Annotated in this window: 21 protein-coding genes; 15 read left to right on the plus strand and 6 right to left on the minus strand. The window is 42.1% G+C overall.

Features of this window, described 5'->3' with window-relative positions:
* The first annotated feature begins 15 nt into the window (after positions 1 to 15).
* The 7 genes from rpiA to ABZP31_RS05805 all read left to right on the plus strand — a co-directional run bounded on the left by rpiA (position 16) and on the right by ABZP31_RS05805 (position 6,448).
* Positions 16 to 687, plus strand: coding sequence for a ribose-5-phosphate isomerase RpiA (gene rpiA, locus ABZP31_RS05775; RefSeq protein WP_005025657.1), 672 nt, complete (start codon positions 16 to 18; stop codon positions 685 to 687).
* Positions 687 to 1,361 (plus strand): SprT family zinc-dependent metalloprotease, encoded by a 675-nt coding sequence (locus ABZP31_RS05780; RefSeq protein ID WP_034688233.1) that lies wholly within the window; start codon positions 687 to 689, stop codon positions 1,359 to 1,361. Before rpiA ends, ABZP31_RS05780 begins: the two co-directional genes overlap by 1 nt.
* Positions 1,362 to 1,441: 80 nt before the next feature.
* The gene (gene argC, locus ABZP31_RS05785) at positions 1,442 to 2,497 is read left to right on the plus strand and encodes an N-acetyl-gamma-glutamyl-phosphate reductase (protein ID WP_171077260.1); all 1,056 of its coding nucleotides are present in this window, start codon (positions 1,442 to 1,444) and stop codon (positions 2,495 to 2,497) included.
* Between the two features lie 76 nt (positions 2,498 to 2,573).
* On the plus strand, positions 2,574 to 3,323 hold the full coding sequence (locus ABZP31_RS05790) for a DUF6776 family protein (RefSeq protein WP_119878701.1): 750 nt from the start codon (positions 2,574 to 2,576) through the stop codon (positions 3,321 to 3,323).
* A 16-nt stretch (positions 3,324 to 3,339) separates the two neighbouring features.
* The gene (gene clpS / locus ABZP31_RS05795; RefSeq protein WP_005014635.1) at positions 3,340 to 3,753 is read left to right on the plus strand and encodes an ATP-dependent Clp protease adapter ClpS; all 414 of its coding nucleotides are present in this window, start codon (positions 3,340 to 3,342) and stop codon (positions 3,751 to 3,753) included.
* A 9-nt stretch (positions 3,754 to 3,762) separates the two neighbouring features.
* Entirely contained in the window at positions 3,763 to 6,039 is a 2,277-nt protein-coding gene (clpA, locus tag ABZP31_RS05800) for an ATP-dependent Clp protease ATP-binding subunit ClpA (protein ID WP_005025664.1), read from the plus strand.
* A 55-nt stretch (positions 6,040 to 6,094) separates the two neighbouring features.
* Positions 6,095 to 6,448, plus strand: coding sequence for a YnfA family protein (locus ABZP31_RS05805; protein ID WP_005014632.1), 354 nt, complete (start codon positions 6,095 to 6,097; stop codon positions 6,446 to 6,448).
* A 35-nt stretch (positions 6,449 to 6,483) separates the two neighbouring features.
* On the opposite strand, the gene ABZP31_RS05810 is transcribed toward ABZP31_RS05805, so the two are convergent.
* The 3 genes from ABZP31_RS05810 to ABZP31_RS05820 all read right to left on the minus strand — a co-directional run bounded on the left by ABZP31_RS05810 (position 6,484) and on the right by ABZP31_RS05820 (position 8,712).
* Complete coding sequence (locus ABZP31_RS05810) at positions 6,484 to 6,951, minus strand: hypothetical protein (protein WP_034670024.1); 468 nt, start codon at positions 6,949 to 6,951, stop codon at positions 6,484 to 6,486.
* A 95-nt stretch (positions 6,952 to 7,046) separates the two neighbouring features.
* Entirely contained in the window at positions 7,047 to 7,967 is a 921-nt protein-coding gene (gene argF / locus ABZP31_RS05815) for an ornithine carbamoyltransferase (protein WP_005025666.1), read from the minus strand.
* Positions 7,968 to 8,070: 103 nt separating this feature from the next.
* Positions 8,071 to 8,712, minus strand: coding sequence for a TetR/AcrR family transcriptional regulator (locus tag ABZP31_RS05820; protein ID WP_248136968.1), 642 nt, complete (start codon positions 8,710 to 8,712; stop codon positions 8,071 to 8,073).
* A gap of 266 nt (positions 8,713 to 8,978) precedes the next feature.
* On the opposite strand from ABZP31_RS05820, the gene prpB reads away from it, so the two are divergent.
* Positions 8,979 to 9,863, plus strand: coding sequence for a methylisocitrate lyase (gene prpB, locus ABZP31_RS05825; RefSeq protein WP_367156935.1), 885 nt, complete (start codon positions 8,979 to 8,981; stop codon positions 9,861 to 9,863).
* 4 nt (positions 9,864 to 9,867) lie between these two features.
* Positions 9,868 to 11,010, plus strand: coding sequence for a 2-methylcitrate synthase (gene prpC, locus ABZP31_RS05830; protein ID WP_005405565.1), 1,143 nt, complete (start codon positions 9,868 to 9,870; stop codon positions 11,008 to 11,010).
* Positions 11,011 to 11,072: 62 nt separating this feature from the next.
* Here the strand turns inward: prpC and ABZP31_RS05835 are convergent, their stop codons facing one another.
* The 3 genes from ABZP31_RS05835 to glnL form a co-directional block, all read right to left on the minus strand.
* Entirely contained in the window at positions 11,073 to 11,708 is a 636-nt protein-coding gene (locus ABZP31_RS05835) for a hypothetical protein (protein ID WP_005014625.1), read from the minus strand.
* A 199-nt stretch (positions 11,709 to 11,907) separates the two neighbouring features.
* A complete protein-coding gene (gene glnG, locus ABZP31_RS05840; protein WP_119878703.1) occupies positions 11,908 to 13,383 on the minus strand; it encodes a nitrogen regulation protein NR(I) in 1,476 nt (491 codons plus the stop codon).
* The gene (glnL, locus tag ABZP31_RS05845; RefSeq protein WP_005014623.1) at positions 13,370 to 14,479 is read right to left on the minus strand and encodes a nitrogen regulation protein NR(II); all 1,110 of its coding nucleotides are present in this window, start codon (positions 14,477 to 14,479) and stop codon (positions 13,370 to 13,372) included. The genes glnG and glnL overlap by 14 nt, the downstream gene beginning before the upstream one ends.
* Positions 14,480 to 14,845: 366 nt before the next feature.
* On the opposite strand from glnL, the gene rimO reads away from it, so the two are divergent.
* From rimO to ispC, 6 genes are all read left to right on the plus strand, one after another.
* Positions 14,846 to 16,189 (plus strand): 30S ribosomal protein S12 methylthiotransferase RimO, encoded by a 1,344-nt coding sequence (gene rimO, locus ABZP31_RS05850; protein ID WP_248134227.1) that lies wholly within the window; start codon positions 14,846 to 14,848, stop codon positions 16,187 to 16,189.
* Positions 16,190 to 16,247: 58 nt separating this feature from the next.
* Positions 16,248 to 16,976, plus strand: a complete 729-nt coding sequence (gene pyrH, locus ABZP31_RS05855) for a UMP kinase (RefSeq protein ID WP_005014620.1) — start codon at positions 16,248 to 16,250, stop codon at positions 16,974 to 16,976.
* Between the two features lie 77 nt (positions 16,977 to 17,053).
* On the plus strand, positions 17,054 to 17,608 hold the full coding sequence (gene frr / locus ABZP31_RS05860; RefSeq protein WP_005014619.1) for a ribosome recycling factor: 555 nt from the start codon (positions 17,054 to 17,056) through the stop codon (positions 17,606 to 17,608).
* 3 nt (positions 17,609 to 17,611) lie between these two features.
* A complete protein-coding gene (gene uppS / locus ABZP31_RS05865; protein WP_034686492.1) occupies positions 17,612 to 18,361 on the plus strand; it encodes a polyprenyl diphosphate synthase in 750 nt (249 codons plus the stop codon).
* A gap of 3 nt (positions 18,362 to 18,364) precedes the next feature.
* Complete coding sequence (locus tag ABZP31_RS05870; protein WP_248134225.1) at positions 18,365 to 19,189, plus strand: phosphatidate cytidylyltransferase; 825 nt, start codon at positions 18,365 to 18,367, stop codon at positions 19,187 to 19,189.
* Entirely contained in the window at positions 19,190 to 20,386 is a 1,197-nt protein-coding gene (gene ispC, locus ABZP31_RS05875; protein WP_034679909.1) for a 1-deoxy-D-xylulose-5-phosphate reductoisomerase, read from the plus strand.
* Position 20,387 lies beyond the last annotated feature (1 nt).

Consider the following 20,387-nt stretch of genomic DNA (forward strand, 5'->3'; position numbering starts at 1 on the left):
TAGTTGAGTGAAGTCATGAGTCTGTATACCACCCAAGATGAAAAAAAACAGGCAGCTGCCAAAGCGGCGCTAAAACATTTGCCTCGAGGCGGTATTTTGGGCGTAGGCACAGGGAGCACGGTTAATTTCCTGATCGAGTTATTGCCAGAGCTGCAACTTGAAGCAGCAGTGGCCAGTTCTAATGCAACAGCAGAGCGACTGAAAAAACTGGGCATTGAAGTGGTTGACATGAACCATGTTGGCGGTCTGGATGCCTACGTCGATGGTGCAGATGAAATCGACCGTCATATGCATATGATTAAAGGGGGCGGTGCAGCACTAACTCGTGAAAAGATTGTTGCTTCAATTGCCAAGAAATTTGTTTGTATTGTAGATGACTCGAAGTGGGTAGAACAGCTGGGCCGTGATTTTCCTTTGCCTGTAGAAGTCATTCCTATGGCACGTTCTGCAGTAGCGCGTAAACTGGTAAGTCTGGGTGGCGATCCGGTATATCGTGAAGGGGTGATTACAGATAATGGTAATGTGATTCTGGATATCTATAATCTGAATATCTTGAACGCACTCGAACTTGAAAAAACCATCAATAATATTCCTGGAGTGGTAACCAACGGTATATTTGCGATCAACAAAGCTGATATTGCAATTGTGGCCACCAATAATGGCATTGAAGAGCGTACAGCCATTTAATGCAGCAGGCTGAATTACCTGAAATCAGAATTGTTCGGCATGCAACAGCAAAGCGTTTGCGCTTGCGTGTCGAACCACAAGGGGTGCGGCTCACTGTACCTCTGCGTTGTACTAAGAAACAGATAGAACAGTTTTTATCTCAGGCAGAGAACTGGTTGTTAGAGACATGGCATAAACAGCAGAGCCAGATACCAGATCTGTTTTCTATTCCAGAGTCTATAAAATTTTTTAATTGCCCTGCTGAGCTTGCAATAAAGCAATGTGCGCAAAAAAACTCTTTTATTTTAAATATAGAGCAGCAGATTCTTATTAATCAGAATCACCCTGAACATAGCTTAAAAGCCTGTGTAATAGATCAGGCAAAGCAGCTGCTACCTGATTATCTCGAATCCATAAGTCAGGAAATTGGGTTGCCGTATAAAACATGCAGTATTCGCCAGCCCAAGACCCGTTGGGGGAGTTGCAGCAGCGTACATGATATTATGCTGCATGCAGGCGCGATATTAATGCCAGAGCAACTGGTGTGCTACCTGTGTATTCATGAACTGGCACATACCCGGCATTTTAATCATAGTCCTCTGTTTTGGGCAGAAGTGGCGCGGCATGATCCAGATTATCTGGTGCACCGCCAGCAGCTTAAGAGTTATAAGTTACCTGGCTGGTGGTATGTATAGACTGTGATCCGATGCAGTTGCACATTGTAGAAAATGAGACGAACTGCCATACTAGCCGGGTTTAGGTAAACCTTGAGGAAATAAGAGTGATTTCTGTCGGAATTGTGGGTGGTACAGGTTATACAGGCGTTGAATTGCTACGTCTTTTATTACGGCATCCCGATGTTCAGGTCAGTGTACTCACCTCACGTACAGAAGCAGGCAAGCGTGTAGATGACATGTTCCCAAGTTTGCGCGGCCATACCGATCTCCAGTTTTCAGACCTAGATATGAATGTCCTGAAAAATTGTGATGTGGTGTTTTTTGCTACACCGCACGGTGTTGCCATGAAGCACGCTGCCGAGCTGGTTGCTGCTAATACCAAAGTGATTGATCTGGCAGCTGACTTCCGTTTACAGAACTTGCAGCAGTTCGAGAAATGGTATGGTCTGGAACATAGCTGTCCGGATATATTGACTGAATCAGTTTACGGTTTAACCGAACTTAACCGTGAAAAAATCAAGCAGGCTAAGGTAGTAGGAAATCCGGGCTGTTATCCAACTACGGTTCAACTTGGTCTGGCGCCACTATTTAAATCTGAACAAGAGCTGGTTAAACCGGCCAGTATTATTATTGATGCTAAGTCTGGCGTTTCAGGGGCGGGTCGTAAAGCCAGTCTTGGCATGATTTACAGCGAAAATGCCGATAATTTTAAAGCTTATAGTGTTGCCGGTCACCGTCATCATCCAGAGATAGTAGAGGCGCTAGAGAACATTTCTGGCCAGAGCGGTGTATTTGATCAGATTCTGTTTATTCCACATCTGGTACCGATGATTCGCGGTATGTTCAGTACTATTTATGTTGATTTAACTGAACAGGGACAAAATACTGATTTACAGTCACTTTATGAAATTTTTTATGCCGATGAACAGTTCGTTGATGTAATGCCATCCAATAGCTCACCTGAAACTCGTAGTGTACGTGGTGCCAATCAATTGCGTATTGCCCTGTATAAGCCACAGCCAACAAAACTGGTTATTTTAGTCGTTCAGGACAATCTTGTTAAAGGTGCAGCGGGTCAAGCTGTACAAAATATGAACCTAATGTTTGGTTGTGCTGAAAATGCTGGTCTGACCGGTATTGGCTTATTACCATAAAAAACGCTTTTGAACTTCACACATATTTATTTTTAGATTTAAATGTGTGCTTTGAAAAAATTTTTGTATTTTAGAGATGACGATGCAAAACACAGAACCTAATACCACGTCACATAAAGTGAAGAAGCCATTTTTGCAAACCAATATGCCATTGGTTATGGGAGGAGCACTTCTGACATTAGGAAGTCTGGCATTAGGATATTCAGTTGGCCATCGTCAAGGCTTGTCAGTGGTCGGTTATGATGCAGATGCCGAGCAACTGGTTGAAGTGGTCCAGAAGCAGAAAACTGCTTTAAATGCCTTGAACAAGAGCTTGAATGCAGCAATTCAGGAGCGTGATGTGGCGGTAAGCAATTCTAACGATTTGTATACTGCATTAAATGAAGCCCGTGCCAAGCAGTCTCAGGTTGAGGGTATGAGCCTGATCTATCGTGAAGTACTACGTGAGCGTGGTGGCCTGAGTCTGACTATACAAAATTTGGGAATTAAACCGCTTCCTGAAAATGCTTATGAATACCAGCTTGATCTGGTACAGGTCAGCCCCAATAAACGTCGTGCTTCAGGTTCGGTTGAGCTGCGCCTGATTCAGGGCACAGAGGTGCTGGTTGTACCTCTTGAAGACAATAAATTTAATTTCGAAGACTTTGAGCGTCTGACCGGGCGCTGGACTATGCCAAAAGGCTTTACACCTCAATTTATTGAGGTCCGTTTAACTGGAGCAGGCACGCCAGTCATCAAGCGTTTCAGCTGGCAACGTGGAAAACCTGTTGAAAATTCATCAGCATTTATTTCTGAAATTCCTCAAGCAGAAGCAAATGCACAGTAAGTGAAATAAAGATTGTATGCGAGCTACTAAGCGTAAAATAACCTTAAACGAAGTGAAAGCCTCTTTTTGTCAGACCGGCCTAGTTGATTGGCATCTTAATCCACGCTTAAGCGATTCGCAAAATGATGAAGCTGATGGAGAAATTGCAGTTAAACCTGCACCTCCGCAGTTAAAAAAACCACCCCTGTATGCCGTTGTTTTACTAAATGATGACTACACCCCAATGGACTTTGTAATTGAAATTTTACAACAATACTTTGCATTAAATCTTGACCAGGCAACTCAAGTAATGCTAACAGTACATTATGAAGGAAAAGGGGTTGCTGGCATCTATCCGCGAGATATTGCGGAGACCAAGGCAAACCAAGTAAACAATTATGCTCGGTCGCAAGGTCATCCATTACTTTGCCAAATTGAGCCAAAAGATTAAGGGGGTCGCATGCTCAGTCGTCAACTCGAAGTATCCTTACGTTTGGCTGTAAGCATGGCTCGACAAAAGAGACATGAGTTCCTAACGGTTGAACACCTATTGCTGGCTTTGCTGGACAATGATTCTGCAGTCAATGCGTTAAAAGCATGCGGTGCAGATATCGTTTTACTGCGTAAAGAGCTAGAAGAATATGTAGAACAACATACCCCTAAACTTGGTGAAAACAGTGACCAGGCACCACATCCGACAGAAAGCTTTGACCGGATTCTGCAACGTGCTATTTTTCATGTACAGTCCAGTGGCGGTGACCGTACTGTAGAAGGTGCCGATGTTTTGGTTGCAATGTACTCTGAGCGGGATTCCTTTGCAGTCTATTTGCTCAAGCGTCATCAGATTAACCGTTTGACCCTGACTCAATATCTTTCGCATGGTACTCGAAAAGACGAAGTACATATGGAAGAAGAAGCTGAAGATATTGAAGGCGAGGCTACCAGTTCTGCCAATGCAGGGCCGCTGGAACTCTATACTACAAATCTGAATATTGAAGCTCAAAAAGGTAAAACTGATCCACTGATTGGTCGTGAAAAAGAAATCGAGCGTGCCGCACAAATTTTATGTCGTCGCCGTAAAAATAACCCGCTTCTGGTGGGTGATCCAGGTGTGGGAAAAACTTCAATTGCTGAAGGTCTTGCATGGCTGATCGTCAATAACAAGGCGCCTAAGCCACTGGCGAATGCTGAAATTTACAGTCTGGATATTGGTGCGCTAGTCGCAGGCACCAAATACCGTGGAGACTTTGAAAAGCGTTTAAAACAGCTGTTAAATGCCCTGAAGAAAAAACCGGAAGCTGTGTTATTTATTGATGAAATTCATATGATTATTGGTGCAGGCTCTAGTATGGGCAGCACGATGGATGCATCAAACCTGATTAAGCCAGCGCTGGCAAATGGTACTTTACGTTGTATTGGTTCAACCACGTTCCAAGAATACCGTCAAGTATTTGAAAAAGATCATGCCTTATCACGTCGATTCCAGAAAATTGATGTAAACGAACCGACACTTTCAGAAAGTATAGATATTCTACGTGGCTTAAAACCTAAATTCGAAGACTTTCATCATGTAGAGTATGAAGATAGTGCCTTGGTTGCTGCGGTAGAGCTATCATCCAAATTTATTAATGACCGCTTTCTGCCAGACAAGGCAATTGACGTAATTGATGAAGCGGGGGCACAGCGGAGATTAAAAGCTGATGCAGACAATACCCTGATTACAGTTGAAAATATTGAAGATATTATTTCAAAAATTGCCCGTATTCCACCCAAAACTGTCTCTAAAGATGATAAAACAGTACTGAGTCATTTAGAGCGTGATCTAAAACGTGTTGTTTTTGGACAGGATGAAGCAATTACTGCACTGGCTTCAGCAATCAAGCTATCGCGGGCCGGCCTTAAGTCGCCAGATAAGCCGGTTGGCAGTTTTGTATTCGCAGGACCAACAGGTGTTGGTAAAACTGAAGTGACCAAACAGCTGGCAAAAATTTTAGGGCTTGAGCTGGTACGCTTTGATATGTCCGAATATATGGAGCGTCATACGGTTTCACGTCTGATAGGTGCTCCTCCTGGTTATGTTGGTTATGATCAGGGTGGTCTGCTGACTGATGCAATCCATAAAAATCCGCACTGTGTATTGCTTCTGGATGAAATTGAAAAAGCTCATCCGGATGTATTTAACCTGTTATTACAAGTGATGGATCATGGGTCACTGACAGACAATAATGGCCGTAAATCAGATTTTCGCAATGTGATCCTGGTCATGACTACAAATATCGGTGCAGAAAGTATCTCGCGTACTAGTATTGGTTTCGTAGAGCAGGACAACAGTAATGATAATCAGGAAGCAATGAAGAAAGCGTTCTCACCAGAGTTCCGTAATCGTCTGGATGGCGTAATTCAATTTAAGCCATTACCAACTACGATTATCGAATCTGTAGTAGACAAGTTCCTGACAGAACTGCAAGCACAATTGGATGAGAAAAAAGTTGTGCTGGAAGTGGATCAGAGTGCGCGCGAATGGTTAACAGAACAGGGTTATGACCGTCTGATGGGTGCACGTCCAATGCAGCGCTTGATTCAGGAACATCTGAAAAAACCGCTTGCAGAAATGATTCTGTTTGGTGAGCTGGCTGAACATGGCGGTAACGTTGCGGTATCAGTGAAAAAAGAAAATGGACAGGCTGTTGGGCTGAAACTGGAAGTCTTTGAAGACCAGACAGCTGAACCTGCTTAAGCTCTATTTAAAGATATAACCCGTGTTTCGACACGGGTTATTTTTTGGAAATTTTATGGACTTACAATTTACCAAGATTTTAACAACTTTCTTTTTATTCTTTATGACAGCGTTGGCTGAAATTCTTGGCTGTTATTTTCCCTATCTGATATTAAAAGACGGTAAGTCAGCCTGGTTGTGGTTACCTGCAATAATCAGTCTGGCAATTTTTGTATGGTTGCTGACTTTACATCCGGCAGCCTCAGGACGAATTTATGCAGCCTATGGCGGAATTTACATATTCACAGCGCTCTTATGGTTACGCTGGGTTGACCAGGTCATATTGACGCGCTGGGATCTGTTAGGCGGGGCAATTGTGCTTTTGGGTGCAAGTATTATCATTTTACAGCCTCAAGGGTGGCTACGTTAAAGCACATATAGTAATTTGCCCCTTGAGTCTTTATATTAAAACTTGCATTGGGTATTTTTCATTTTAATCTGATATCGTCCATAGTCAGAATTAAGTATCATGTTTAATTCATATGGGTTAACGCGCTGAAACTCATGTTCAAAAAAGTGCGAACAGTTGTTGATGACTCCTTTTCTAAATAATTGTTCTACTTTATTTTGTCCTACAGACTGGGCAAACTGCCTAAAATCAGGTGTAACAATTAGTCCCTGTACCTCTATATGATCTGCAGAGCTCATGACCTGTTCAAGTACAGTATTTTCATCGACCTGATAAGGTAGAACACGTGAATTTTCTTCACTCAAAGCCTGTAGCACATCATTCAGACGGTTTTTATCAGTAATCTTATAATCGGAGCTTATAATACGCTCTTGTATTAAGTACCGATCCAGGCTGGTGGGCTGTGCGTATAGACTAAAACTAGATAGAAGGGTAGAAAGGAAAAGAGTCGTTTTAATCAGCATTATAAAATCACATATAAATATTATGGTTTTTATTATATAAAGATCAAGGCTTAAAAAAAGCATCCGAGGATGCTTTTAATACAAAAAGATACTTATTAAGACTGTTTCATATTTTCATTGAGCAAGAACTCTACCAATGCTTTTTGAGCATGCAGACGATTTTCGGCTTCATCCCATACTACTGCATTTTTATGATCCAGCATGTTCTCTGATATCTCTTCACCACGGTGAGCAGGTAAACAGTGCATAAACAGGCAGTCCGGATGTGCAAGTCCCATCAATTTTTCATTTACTTGAAACTGTGCAAATGCCTGTTCACGGAGTTTCTGTTCTTCTTCCTGCCCCATGCTGGCCCAGACATCTGTTACGATCAAATCGGCATTGACGGCAGCATCTTCTGCATTGTTAAAGACTTCAACACAATGTGCAAATTCGGTAAGAAATTCTTCTTTAGGTTCATAACCTGCTGGAGATGCAATCTTGAGTTTAAAGCCCATCATATGTGCAGCTTCAATATAGGAGTTACACATATTATTGCCATCACCGATCCAGGCTACAGTTTTGCCTTCAATCGAACCACGATGCTCGATATAGGTTTGCAGGTCTGCTAGTAACTGGCAAGGATGATGATCATCGGTTAAACCATTAATTACTGGAACTTTAGAGTAAGAGGCAAACCGTTCGACAATGTCATGACCAAAAGTACGGATCATGACAATATCGAGCATACTTGAGATTACACGGGCCGAGTCTTCAATAGGCTCACCTCGGCCAAGCTGGGTATCACGTGAAGACAGAAAAATTGCATCGCCACCAAACTGGCTCATACCGGCTTCAAAAGAGATACGGGTACGGGTGCTTGATTTTTCAAAGATCATTCCCAATACTTTACCAACAAAGGGTTGATAGACTTCATTGTTGTGCTGCATGCGCTTGAGTTCGCTGGCGCGTTCCAGGATGCGGTTGAGTTCCAGACTTGATAAGTCGCGTAAAGTAAGAAAATGCCGTAGAGTCATGTTTGCTCCACAATAATTGCTGTATAAAACAACAATTAGTTGCTTGCTGTTAGTGGAAAGGAAACGAATTAATATACTATAAGAGAATCAAAATGCAAAAGAACTAAGCCTTTTGATGGCCTTTTAAGAATAAATCTACACAGTAATGAATATATTCCATCATTTCCTGATGATCTTCAGCAGGTGCAAGGCCCATCAGGATCCGCCATTCAAAATTTCTCAAAATTCCAAAAAACATCATCGCAGAATAATTAGGATTAGGACAAACCAGTTTACCTTGCTGATGGCCTTTATCTAAAGCGACCGCAATACACTGCTGGATATGTTGTGGACCTTGAGTGTATAAATAGAGTGCCAGCTCAGGGTTACGCTGAGCCTGTTCAATCACCAGACGCATGAATGCCATATTTTCAGGCTGTATCAAGTGTTGATAGAAATTGATGAGTGTATGCGCAAGATAGTGACGTAACTCGCTAATATGAAAGTCAAAAGGAATACAAATATCTTTAAAAAATAATTCCCGGCGATAGTCACAAATTGCTGTAAACAAACCTTCCTTATTGCCAAAATATTTATAAATTGATGCTTTTGAACCACCGGCATGTTGGACAATATCATCAAGCGATACCGCATCATAACCCTTATCAAGAAACAGCTCATTCGCACTAAGCAATAAAGCCATTCGGCGTTCCTGTCCTCGACGGGTTTGCGGTTTTTCGCAATCAGTAGATGCAAGATGGACCAATGAATGATACCTACAAAGAAACAGTAAGAAAGGAAGATAACAATAAGTTTGAAAGAGTATAGCAAAACTATGCGCTAATTTCTGTAACGCTGTGTGGTCTCAAAAGCTTATTGTCAGTCATAATTTAATAAACAAAAAAATGAAAATGGATTCATTTTTCTTTGACTAAAGTTTTAGAGTCTGTATTCTAAAAGGCCATACCGGTTTAAAAGATTAAACCTTATACTGAAAATTCAATAACGATAGAAAGAACTGTGGAAGAGATCATGACACAACAAATGTCTGCAGGTTTAAGATTTAGACAAGCATTGGAAGCAGAAAAACCGCTACAGATCATGGGCACAGTGAATGCCTATGCAGCCATGCTGGCAACCCAGGTAGGCTATAAAGCAATATATTTATCAGGTGCAGGTGTGGCGAACTATTCATACGGTTTACCTGATCTGGGCATGACCAGTCTAGATAATGTTCTAGAAGATGTACGCCGTATTACTGAACGTGTAGATACTCCTTTACTGGTTGATATCGATACAGGCTGGGGCGGCGCTTTTAATATTGCCCGCAGTATTAAACAGATGATCCGTGCAGGTGCGGCGGCAGTTCATATTGAGGATCAGGTTGCCCAAAAACGTTGTGGACACCGTCCAAATAAAGAAATTGTGTCACAGCAGGAAATGGTTGACCGTATTAAAGCTGCAGCCGATGCAAAAATTGACCCCAATTTTGTCTTGATGGCACGAACCGATGCGCTGCAAAAAGAAGGCCTGCAGGCAGTAATTGACCGTGCCTGTGCTTGTGTTGAAGCAGGTGCAGATGCAATTTTTGCCGAAGCCATGACCGATATTACCATGTATAAAACAGTTTGTGATGCTGTGGGTGTACCAGTACTGGCCAATATCACTGAATTTGGTGATACGCCGTATTATACAACGGAAGAGCTGGCTGAGCAGGGCATTCGTATGGTGCTGTATCCGCTTTCTGCAACACGCGCCATGCAAAAAGCAGCGCTTGAAGTAATGCGCTCCGTTCGTGAACAAGGTACACAGGTAAATGTGCTGGATAAAATGCAGCCACGAAAAGAACTTTACGAATTTTTAGATTATCACTCTTTTGAAAATACCTTAGACAAACTCTTCAAGCAGGAGAATTAAAACAATGGCTGAAGGAAAAGTACTGACAGGCGCTGGACTGCGCGGACAGGTTGCTGGTAAAACTGCACTTTCAACTGTAGGAAAAAGTGGAGCAGGCCTGACTTATCGTGGTTATGACGTACAGGATCTGGCAGAAAACTGTCAGTTTGAAGAAGTAGCTTATCTGATTTTCTTTGGTGAGTTGCCGACTGCTGAGCAGCTGGCTTCTTACAAGGCGAAGTTAAAGTCTTTGCGCCAACTGCCCCAAGCTTTAAAAGAAGTACTGGAACGTATCCCGGCTGATTCACATCCGATGGATGTTATGCGTACTGGTGTTTCAATGCTGGGAAATCTGGAAACAGAAAAATCATTTGACCAGCAGCAGGATATCGCAGACCGTATCCTGGCGACTTTACCAGCAATTATCTGCTATTGGTATCGTTATAGTCATGATGGTGTACGTATTGAAGAAAGTACTGATGATGATTCTATTGGTGCACAGTTCCTGCATTTGTTACACGGTAAAAAACCTAATGAACTGCATGAACAGGTGATGAATGTATCGCTCATTTTGTATGCAGAGCATGAATTCAATGCTTCAACTTTTACTGCACGTGTCTGCGCTTCTACTTTATCTGATATGCACTCGTGCATTACTGGCGCAATTGGTTCATTACGTGGTCCGTTGCATGGTGGCGCCAATGAAGCCGCTATGGATATGATTGAAAACTGGCAGTCTCCAGAAGAAGCTGAGCGTGAGATGCTGGGCATGCTGGAACGTAAAGAAAAAATCATGGGCTTTGGTCATGCCATCTATAAAGACAACGATCCGCGTAATGGGATTATTAAAGTCTGGTCTGAGCGTCTTGCGAAAGATGTCGGAGATACTGTTCTATATCCGGTATCGGTACGTTGTGAAGAAGTCATGTGGCGCGAGAAAAAGCTATTCTGTAATGCGGATTTCTTCCATGCCTCTGCTTATCATTTTATGGGTATTCCAACAAAGCTGTTTACACCGATTTTTGTAATGAGCCGTGTTACTGGCTGGGCTGCTCATGTGATGGAGCAGCGTGCAGATAACCGTATTATTCGCCCAAGCGCTGATTATATCGGTCATGAACTGCGTAAAGTTATACCTATTGCTGAGCGTAGCAAGCAGTCTGCTTAATACTGAAATATAAAAAGCAGAGGCATAATGCCTCTACTTTTTTATGAAGTATAAATTTAGCGTTATATTTTACTTTTTACTGTTAAAGAAATCGGGTCTTCAGTGGTATAGCCCGTTTCTTCAGGAAATGCCAGATAACGTACTGTTACCAAGACTTGGTTTTGTGCGGGAATATAATATGCTTGTTTGACTGAAAGTGAAGGTTTATAGCTGACAGCCTGCTGTAGCTGACTGTTGAACCATATAGAACTCACTTTATATTGATAAGTGTATTGAGGTACTTTGAGAGTTTTATCTATCCAAATTGCTGGCACATTCGTTTGCTGTTTTTTTAAAATATGAATATTAAAAATTTTGGGAGTAATAAGCTGTAAAGGTTGAAGTCGTTGTTTTATTTTATTGAGCTCAGGCTGAAGTACATCGATTGACTGGTCATAATCAATCTTCCGGGTGCGTTGATTAATGTATAAAGAATTTACTTTAAACAGCTTGGGTGGTTGATTAGCTTTATAAAACTGATAGTAATAAAGTTGCGGCAGGCGGCCACGTCCGTCTTCATAATGGCGTAACAAATAAACTTTTTTGTCGGTAGGTTCATACCCTAAAAATTCAATATACTGCCCACCACCAACTGTAGCATGACTGATCATAGGTATAGCTATACATAAAGGTATAGTAAATAAAATAGGCTTTAACATAGCTTTTGTCCTACCAGATAGTCATAAGCTATAAATGCCATAAACTGGTAAATTTTTAAAGAAGACTTTTACATGGGGACTATCAGCAATAAAACAGATTTTTACTTATTATTTTAATTATTCCAAGCTGGTTATGAGCAATAAAAAGTAAATAATTTCAATAGCACTTTAAAAAAGTGCTATTGATAACAGGAAGAAGTTAATCTTCAACTTCTTCTTCGATCTCATCGTCGGCTGTACTCATACCCAGTTCTTTAAGTTTACGAGTCAGCGTGTTACGACCCCAGCCTAAAAGCTCGGCAGCATGACGTTTACGTCCACGAGTTTGTTGCAGTGCTGCCTGAATCAAAGTACGTTCAAACAGGGGTGTGGCAATATCCAGAATTTTCATTTCACCATTTTGCAGTTTCTGAATCGCCCACTGACCTAACAGTTCATCCCACTGCTGGCTGGAGGCACGCTGTATGCTAGGAGATGAAATGGAGGCGTCTTCAGCCCTCTGGATGGGTATCTGTTTAAGTTCTGGAGGAAGATCTTCTGGATAAATTTCTCGGCCAGTAATCATGACCGTTAGCCAGCGGCAGGTATTTTCAAGTTGACGTACATTACCCGGCCAAGGAAGTTGCTGCATATACTGTACGGTTTCCTGTCGCAGTATTTTTGGGCTAACTCCCAGTTCTTTACCTGCACGCGCCAAGAAATGCTGAGCCAGCATTGGAATATCTTCACTACGGTGCGCAAGTTTAGGAATATGAATCCGAATAACATTTAAACGGTGAAATAAGTCTTCACGGAAACGGCCATCGTGAACCAGTTTTTCCAAATCCTGATGAGTTGCAGTCACAATACGGACATCAACTTTTACTGATATATGTCCACCCACCCGATAAAATTCACCATCGGCCAATACACGTAAAAGGCGGGTTTGTGTTTCAAAAGGCATATCTCCAATTTCATCAAGAAAAAGAGTTCCGCCATTGGCCTGTTCAAAACGTCCCTGACGCTGACTGTTTGCACCGGTAAAAGCACCCTTTTCATGACCGAACAGTTCAGTTTCAATCAGATCTTTTGGAATAGCCGCCATATTCAGGGCAATAAATGGTTTGTTTTTCCGTGGTGAATGCTTGTGTAAAGCATGTGCTACCAGCTCTTTGCCTGTACCGGATTCACCATTGATTAAGACAGTAATATGAGACTGTGTTAAACGGCCAATTGCACGGAATACTTCCTGCATCGCCGGCGATTCACCTATTATTTCGGTTGACTGGATAGGAGCAGTAACTCGGGATTCCTGTTGCTGCAATTTACTGATATGCAAAATTGCACGCTGTACCAGAGCCAAGGCTTCATCGATATCGAAAGGTTTGGGTAAATATTCAAAAGCACCTGTCTGGTAACTTGATACTGCAGATTCAAGGTCAGAATGTGCAGTCATAATAATGACTGGTAAATCGGGGTTACTCTGTTTGACTTTGCTTAGAAAGGTGAGCCCGTCAATACCAGGCATGCGTATGTCGGTTAAAATAACATCTGGTGGTGCCAGCATAAGCTGATCCAGGGCAGATTGAGCCTCTTCAAAGCTTGTTACCTCGAAACCTTCTTCTTTGAAAGTTTTTTCCAGTACCCAGCGCATGGTGCGGTCATCATCAATAACCCAGATTTTATTTTGCGGCATGGTTTAACTCCCAAGGTAAATATAAGCTGAATATGGTTTGTCCTGGAACAGACTGGCATTCAATCATGCCGTTATGCTGGTGCATAATGTTCTGTGCAATGCTTAAACCTAGTCCAGTGCCTTTGGCACGTCCGGTAACAAGTGGATAAAAAACGGATTCCTGTATTTCTTCTGGAACACCCGGTCCATTATCTTCAATGTCTATACGTATAGCAGAGCGATGTAATAATCCATTAATTGTCACCAGTCGCTGTATACGTGTTCTAAAAATAAGTTCAGGCCGGTGATGCACAAAAAAATCCCTGTTTTCTGATATTGCCTGTACTGCATTTGCACCAATATTGAGCATAACCTGAATTAATTGATCGCGGTCAGCATGAACTTCAGGTAAGGACAAATCATAATCCCGCACAATCTTGATTTTATTTTTAGTCTGATTGGCAATTAGTGAGCGTACACGTTCTAATGGCTCATGAATATTGACATTTTCATAGCTTGGTAACTGACGCGAACCCAGCATGATATCTGCCAGATTTCTAAGCCGGTCTACTTCATTGATAATAATATCGGTAAATTCTGCATATTGCGGGTCATTCAGGCTGCGTGCCAGTAGCTGGGTGGCCCCTCTGATACCTGCCAGCGGATTTTTAATTTCATGTGCTACACCACGGATCAATTGCCGTGCGACCTGGTGCTGCTGAATAAAGTTCTCTTCTTTGGAAATTTTGAGCATGCGGTCAATCGGATTAATCTCGATTATGAGCAGGGGGTGATAGGATTTACCCGAATTTAGCTCTGAAACGGTATAATCTACATGAATATCCTTAAAATTGACGCTAACAATTGCCTCACGGCGGGTATAAGGCTGGCCTGTTTTAAAAGTGTTCAGCAGTGCTTCTTCTGTATTAAAAGTATCATCCGGTGTTTGCAGTAAATTAATAACAGGAAGGCCACTTGCACGTAACAGGCTAATATCAAACAGTGCTTCACAAGAAGAATTCAGGTAGAAAATATCGAGATTGCTATCGACAAGTAAAATTGCTGTAGTCAAGTGGTCTACAAGTAAACGATAGTCAATTTCTGTATATTGCTCCATTATTTGATCATTCCTGTATTAAAATAGCGCAATGCTTTCTTCATAAAACTCTTTCATGACTTCATTTAAGTAAGATTAAGCAAAATATAAGCCAACTCTAAAAGATTTAAAAATTTTTTAGTTTATGAGGGCTAATAATTTGAAATATATAATTAAATTTTTAAATTTAAAAACACAAAAAATACTTAAATTATAAAATGTCTACTTATTTAAGTAAAAAATATTATGAACCAAATTGGTGCAACTATAACATTTATATATAATGTTGGATGTATATTGGTGCATTGCATAAAGAGTCGGGATTTAACCTATGCTTGGAACAAGAAAAGACATACAATACGCGCATTCTAGTGGAGCGCAGGATTCATGAAGTCCCCCAAAGTCGGTTTTGTTTCTTTAGGTTGTCCTAAGGCATTGGTAGATTCTGAACGAATCTTAACTCAGTTGAAAACTGAAGGTTATCAAGTAGCATCAGATTACGATGGTGCTGATTTAGTTGTTGTAAATACCTGTGGTTTTATCGAATCGGCAGTACAAGAATCCTTGGATGCGATTGGCGAAGCCATGAGTGAAAATGGCCGGGTCATTGTAACCGGTTGTCTTGGAAAAGATGAAGACAAGATTCGCCAAATGCACCCGAATGTCCTGAAAGTGACTGGTGCAGCAGCGTATGAAGATGTTATGTCTGCAGTACATCAGTATGTACCGGCACCACCCAAGCATAATCCTTTTATTGATCTGGTTCCTGAACAGGGCGTTCGTCTGACCCCTAAACATTATGCATATTTAAAAATATCAGAAGGGTGTAATCATCGCTGTACATTCTGCATTATTCCAAGTATGCGCGGTGATCTGGTTTCACGTCCGGTTGGTTCTGTGCTTGAAGAAGCTGCTGCACTTAAGCGTGCCGGTGTAAGAGAAATTCTGGTCATTTCTCAGGATACTTCAGCCTATGGTGTCGATACCAAGTATAAGCTTGATTTCTGGAATGGACAGCCGGTAAAAACCAAATTCTTCGACATGTGTGAAGCACTAGGGCAACTGGGAATTTGGGTGCGTCTGCATTATGTCTACCCTTACCCACATGTAGATGCTGTTATTGACTTAATGGCGCAAGGTAAGATCTTACCTTATCTGGATATCCCATTCCAACATGCCAGTCCGCGTATTCTGAAGTTGATGAAACGTCCCGCGCATAGTGAAAATACGCTAGAACGCTTAAAAGTATGGCGAGAAAAATGTCCTGATCTCGTGATTCGTTCGACATTTGTAGTAGGTTTCCCCGGTGAAACTGAAGAAGATTTTCAAATTTTGCTGGAATGGCTCAAAGAAGCTCAGCTTGACCGTGTAGGCTGCTTTACCTATTCACCTGTAGAAGGTGCAACTGCAAATGATCTGCCAGATCATGTGCCAGAAGAAGTAAAGCAAGAGCGCTACGAGCGTTTTATGCAGGTACAGCAGGAAATTTCAGCTGCAAAACTACAAAAGCGTATTGGTCAAACTATGACGGTGCTGGTTGATAATCTGGAAGACGAATTTCCAGTTGCTGTTGCCCGCTCTTATGCTGATGCGCCAGAAATTGATGGTAATGTATTTGTAGAAGATATTGATAAGAGCCAGATCAAGTCCGGCGATCTGCTTGAGGTGAAAATTACAGATGCAGATGAATATGACCTGTTTGCAAAGCTGATCCGTATCAAGTCGGTTTAAACACCGTAGCTTAATATACAAAAAAGAATTTAATTTTAAACCGATTTGGAGTGAAATTATGGCAGATAGTAATAGCCCGCGTTATTCACGCATCCTGCTTAAATTGTCAGGTGAAGCCCTGTCAGGTAATAAAGACATGGGTATCGATGCGAATGTACTTGATCAAATGTCTTTATCTATTGCGCACTTGGTAGGTCTGGGCGTACAGGTAGGTATTGTGGTAGGTGGCGGTAATCTTTATCGTGGAAGTCAGCTGCAAAAAGATGGTTTGGTAGGTCGTGTAACAGGGGACCAAATGGGCATGCTGGCTACAGTGATGAATGGCCTGGCCCTACGTGATGCTCTGGTGCGCCGTAACATCAAAACCCGGTTAATGTCAGCATTACCGATTGGTACAGTGGTTGAGTCTTATTCTAGTCGTGATGCGATTCGTCATCTGGGCCAGAACGAAGTATGTGTATTTGTAGCAGGTACAGGTAACCCATTCTTTACAACTGATACAGCGGCTTGCCTGCGTGGTATTGAAATTGAGGCTAACCTGATTCTAAAAGCTACTAAAGTTGATGGTGTCTATAATAAAGACCCAAGCAAATATGATGATGCGGTCCGTTACGATCATTTAACTTTTGATCAGGTATTGGATGAGAAGCTAGGTGTGATGGATTTAACAGCAATCTGTCTATGCCGTGACCACAATGTACCGTTACAAGTATTTGATATGAATAAGTCAGGTGCTTTACTTTCAGTAGTAATGGGTGAAAAAGAGGGTACGCACGTTACGAACTAATGTACGTGTGACCTAAAGCTCTTTATACTATTGCTATTTATACTCCTTTGATTCTATTAAAGTAAGGAAAATCACATATGATTAACGACCTTAAAAAAGACAGCGAACAGCGTATGCAAAAGTCCCTGGAGTCTTTGGAACAGGGTTTTGCTAAAGTCCGTACTGGCCGTGCCCATCCGTCTATCTTAAATGGCGTTATGGTTCCTTACTATGGTTCTGATGTACCATTAAACCAGGTTGCAAACGTTGGTGTTGAAGATTCCCGTACTCTGGTGGTTCAGCCTTTTGAACGTACGATGGTCTCTGCAATTGATAAGGCAATTCGTGAAAGTGATTTGGGTCTGAACCCGATTACTGCAGATGCTATTCGTGTTCCAATGCCTGCACTGACTGAAGAAACCCGTCGTGATATGCAGAAGGTTGCGCGTACAGAAGCTGAAAATGCTAAAGTTGCTATCCGTAATATTCGACGTGACGTTCTAGGTGATATCAAGGCATTATTGAAAGAAAAAGAAATTTCTGAAGATGATGAGCGCCGTGCTGGTGAAGAGATCCAGAAAATTACTGACAAATATGTTGCTGAAGTTGATAAACGTTTGGCCGCCAAAGAAGCTGAATTGATGAAGGTCTAATTCATGACCGCATCCGAAGAGAAACATCTTCCTGAGCATGTTGCCATCATTATGGATGGCAACAACCGCTTTGCTAAAAAGAATCAGATGCAAAAAGGTGAAGGACACCGTGAAGGTAAAAATGTCCTCGATCCTATTGTTGAGTGCTGTGTAGAACAGGGTGTAAAAGCTTTAACTGTTTTTGCGTTTTCAAGTGAAAACTGGAATCGCCCGCAATTTGAGGTCGAGCTGCTCATGTCTCTTCTTGAAGAGACAATTCATGACCAGATGCCACGGATGGAAAAGTTCGATATCTGTCTGCGTTTTATCGGAGATCGCTCACGGTTACCTGCACATTTGCGTGAATTAATGTTGCAAGCTGAACAAAGGACTGCTAATTTCAGCACAATGACGCTTGTCATTGCTGTCAGTTATGGTGGTATGTGGGATATTGCAGAAGCTGCAAAGCAGATTGCTCAAGATGCAATAAACCAGAAAATCCAGATTGAAGATATTAATGTTGATTTATTCGGACAGTACGCTTCGCTTGGAGATTTACCTCCTGTTGATCTGCTGATTCGTACCGGCGGAGATTATCGGCTTTCGAATTTCCTGCTTTGGCAGGCTGCTTATGCCGAGCTATATTTCACCCCGACGCTATGGCCTGAATTTACCGTAAATGAGTTCAACCACGCGCTCAACATTTTTAATAGCCGTGAACGGCGCTTTGGCAAAACTTCAGAGCAAATCCAACAAAAGAAACTTGAGAATTAATAAATGTTAGAGCGGATAATTACCGCATTGGTGTTGGTAGCAGTAGTACTGAGCTGCATGTTTGCTACCCAGTCAGATTATCCAATGTTAGGGCTTATGGTGTTGGCAGCGGGGGTCGCAGGATATGAGTGGTTTAAGCTCATGCCCAGAACTACAAAATATGTGATAAAACCGATTGCTTGGTCCTATGGTGTTCTCAGTGCCGCCATCTCGGCTCTGGTTCTCTATTTAAATGATATTGCCCTGTTACTGTGGGCTGCCTCTATTTTAACCTGGGTTTTTAGTATTTACTGGGTAAAGTCATACCCTGAATATGATAACTGGTACAATGCTACACTTAAGGGTATTGGTATTATTCTTATTTGTGCGGCTGTTACAGCAATTTTTGCAGTCTGGCATAGTTCACCTTGGTGGCTGATGTATCTGTTTCTGCTGGTCTGGGGTGCAGACAGTGGTGCTTACTTTGTTGGTCGTAAGTTTGGACGAAAAAAACTGGCCCCCTCGGTTAGCCCAAATAAATCGGTAGAAGGCCTATACGGCGGAGTAAGCGTAGCCGCTATTATTATCGTTGTGGTGGCATGGATCTATCTCGATCTTACACTGATTCAATATCTGCTCTTCATTATACTTTCTGTAGTTACGGTACTAGGTTCAGTACTGGGTGATCTTTTTGAGTCCATGATTAAACGCCGCGCAGGCATTAAAGATTCCGGTCGTGTTCTTCCAGGACATGGCGGTGTACTCGATCGTATTGACTCTCTACTGGCCGCTGCACCTATATTTGCAGCGGGTATGTATCTGTTAAAACTTATTGGTGTAGATTTATAGATGTCACAATCTGTTTGTATATTGGGTGTTACAGGCTCTATTGGTCAGAGTACTTTAAAAATATTGGAGCAGCATCCAGATCAATATTCGGTGTTTGCAGTAAGTGCTTATAGCCGTATAGATGAGCTTGCCCAGATATGCAGACAATATCAGCCTAAAATAGCTGTAGTGCCCGCTGACCGTGTGGATCAGCTTAGCCGGCATTTAAAGGATTTGCAGCTCAGCCATATTCAAATCTTGAGTGGTGAGGCAGGCCTGATAGCCGTAGCTGAACATCCGGAAGTTGATGTGGTGATGGCAGCAATTGTCGGAGCAGCCGGGCTTTTACCGACTTTATCCGCTGTTAAAGCAGGTAAGCGAGTACTGCTAGCCAATAAAGAAGCACTCGTTATGTCTGGTGACATTATGATGCGTGCAGCGCGAGATCATCAGGCTTTACTTTTGCCGGTAGACTCTGAGCATAATGCCATTTTTCAATGTTTGCCTCATGACTATATGAATGCTGATGCGCATGGCAAACCTGTAAAAGGGGTGTCGCGTATTTTGCTTACTGCATCAGGTGGCCCATTCCGTCAGCATAGTCTTCAACAGTTGCATGAAGTCACTCCACAGCAGGCATGTAAGCATCCAAACTGGTCAATGGGACAAAAAATTTCAGTTGATTCAGCTACCCTAATGAATAAGGGGCTGGAATTAATTGAAGCCTGTCATCTATTTTCAATTGCTGAGCACTTTGTGACAGTTGTGGTTCATCCAGAAAGTATTATTCATTCCATGGTGCAATATGTAGATGGTTCAACTTTGGCACAAATGGGGAATCCGGATATGTGCACACCGATTGCTCATGCATTAGCTTGGCCTGAGCGTATACAGACTCATGTACCTGCACTTGACTTGTTTGCACAGCAGCAATTGAATTTTCAGGAACCGGATATCGTACGTTTCCCTGCGTTAAAGCTCGCAAGAGAAGCAATGAAAGCGGGAGGCGTAGCCCCTGCAATTTTAAATGCAGCGAATGAAGTGGCAGTCGCAGCTTTTTTAAAAGAACAAATCCGTTTTACTCATATTGCTGAAATAGTTGAGCAGACCTTAAATACCGTTCACAATAGGTCTGCAGAACAGCTTGAGACCATACTTGAGGCTGATACGCAAGCGCGTGAAGCTGCATTTGACTCTATTGGAAAAATGAGAAGCTGAT

It is taken from the genome of Acinetobacter sp. FL (assembly GCF_040744925.1).
Classification (GTDB): domain Bacteria; phylum Pseudomonadota; class Gammaproteobacteria; order Pseudomonadales; family Moraxellaceae; genus Acinetobacter; species Acinetobacter radioresistens.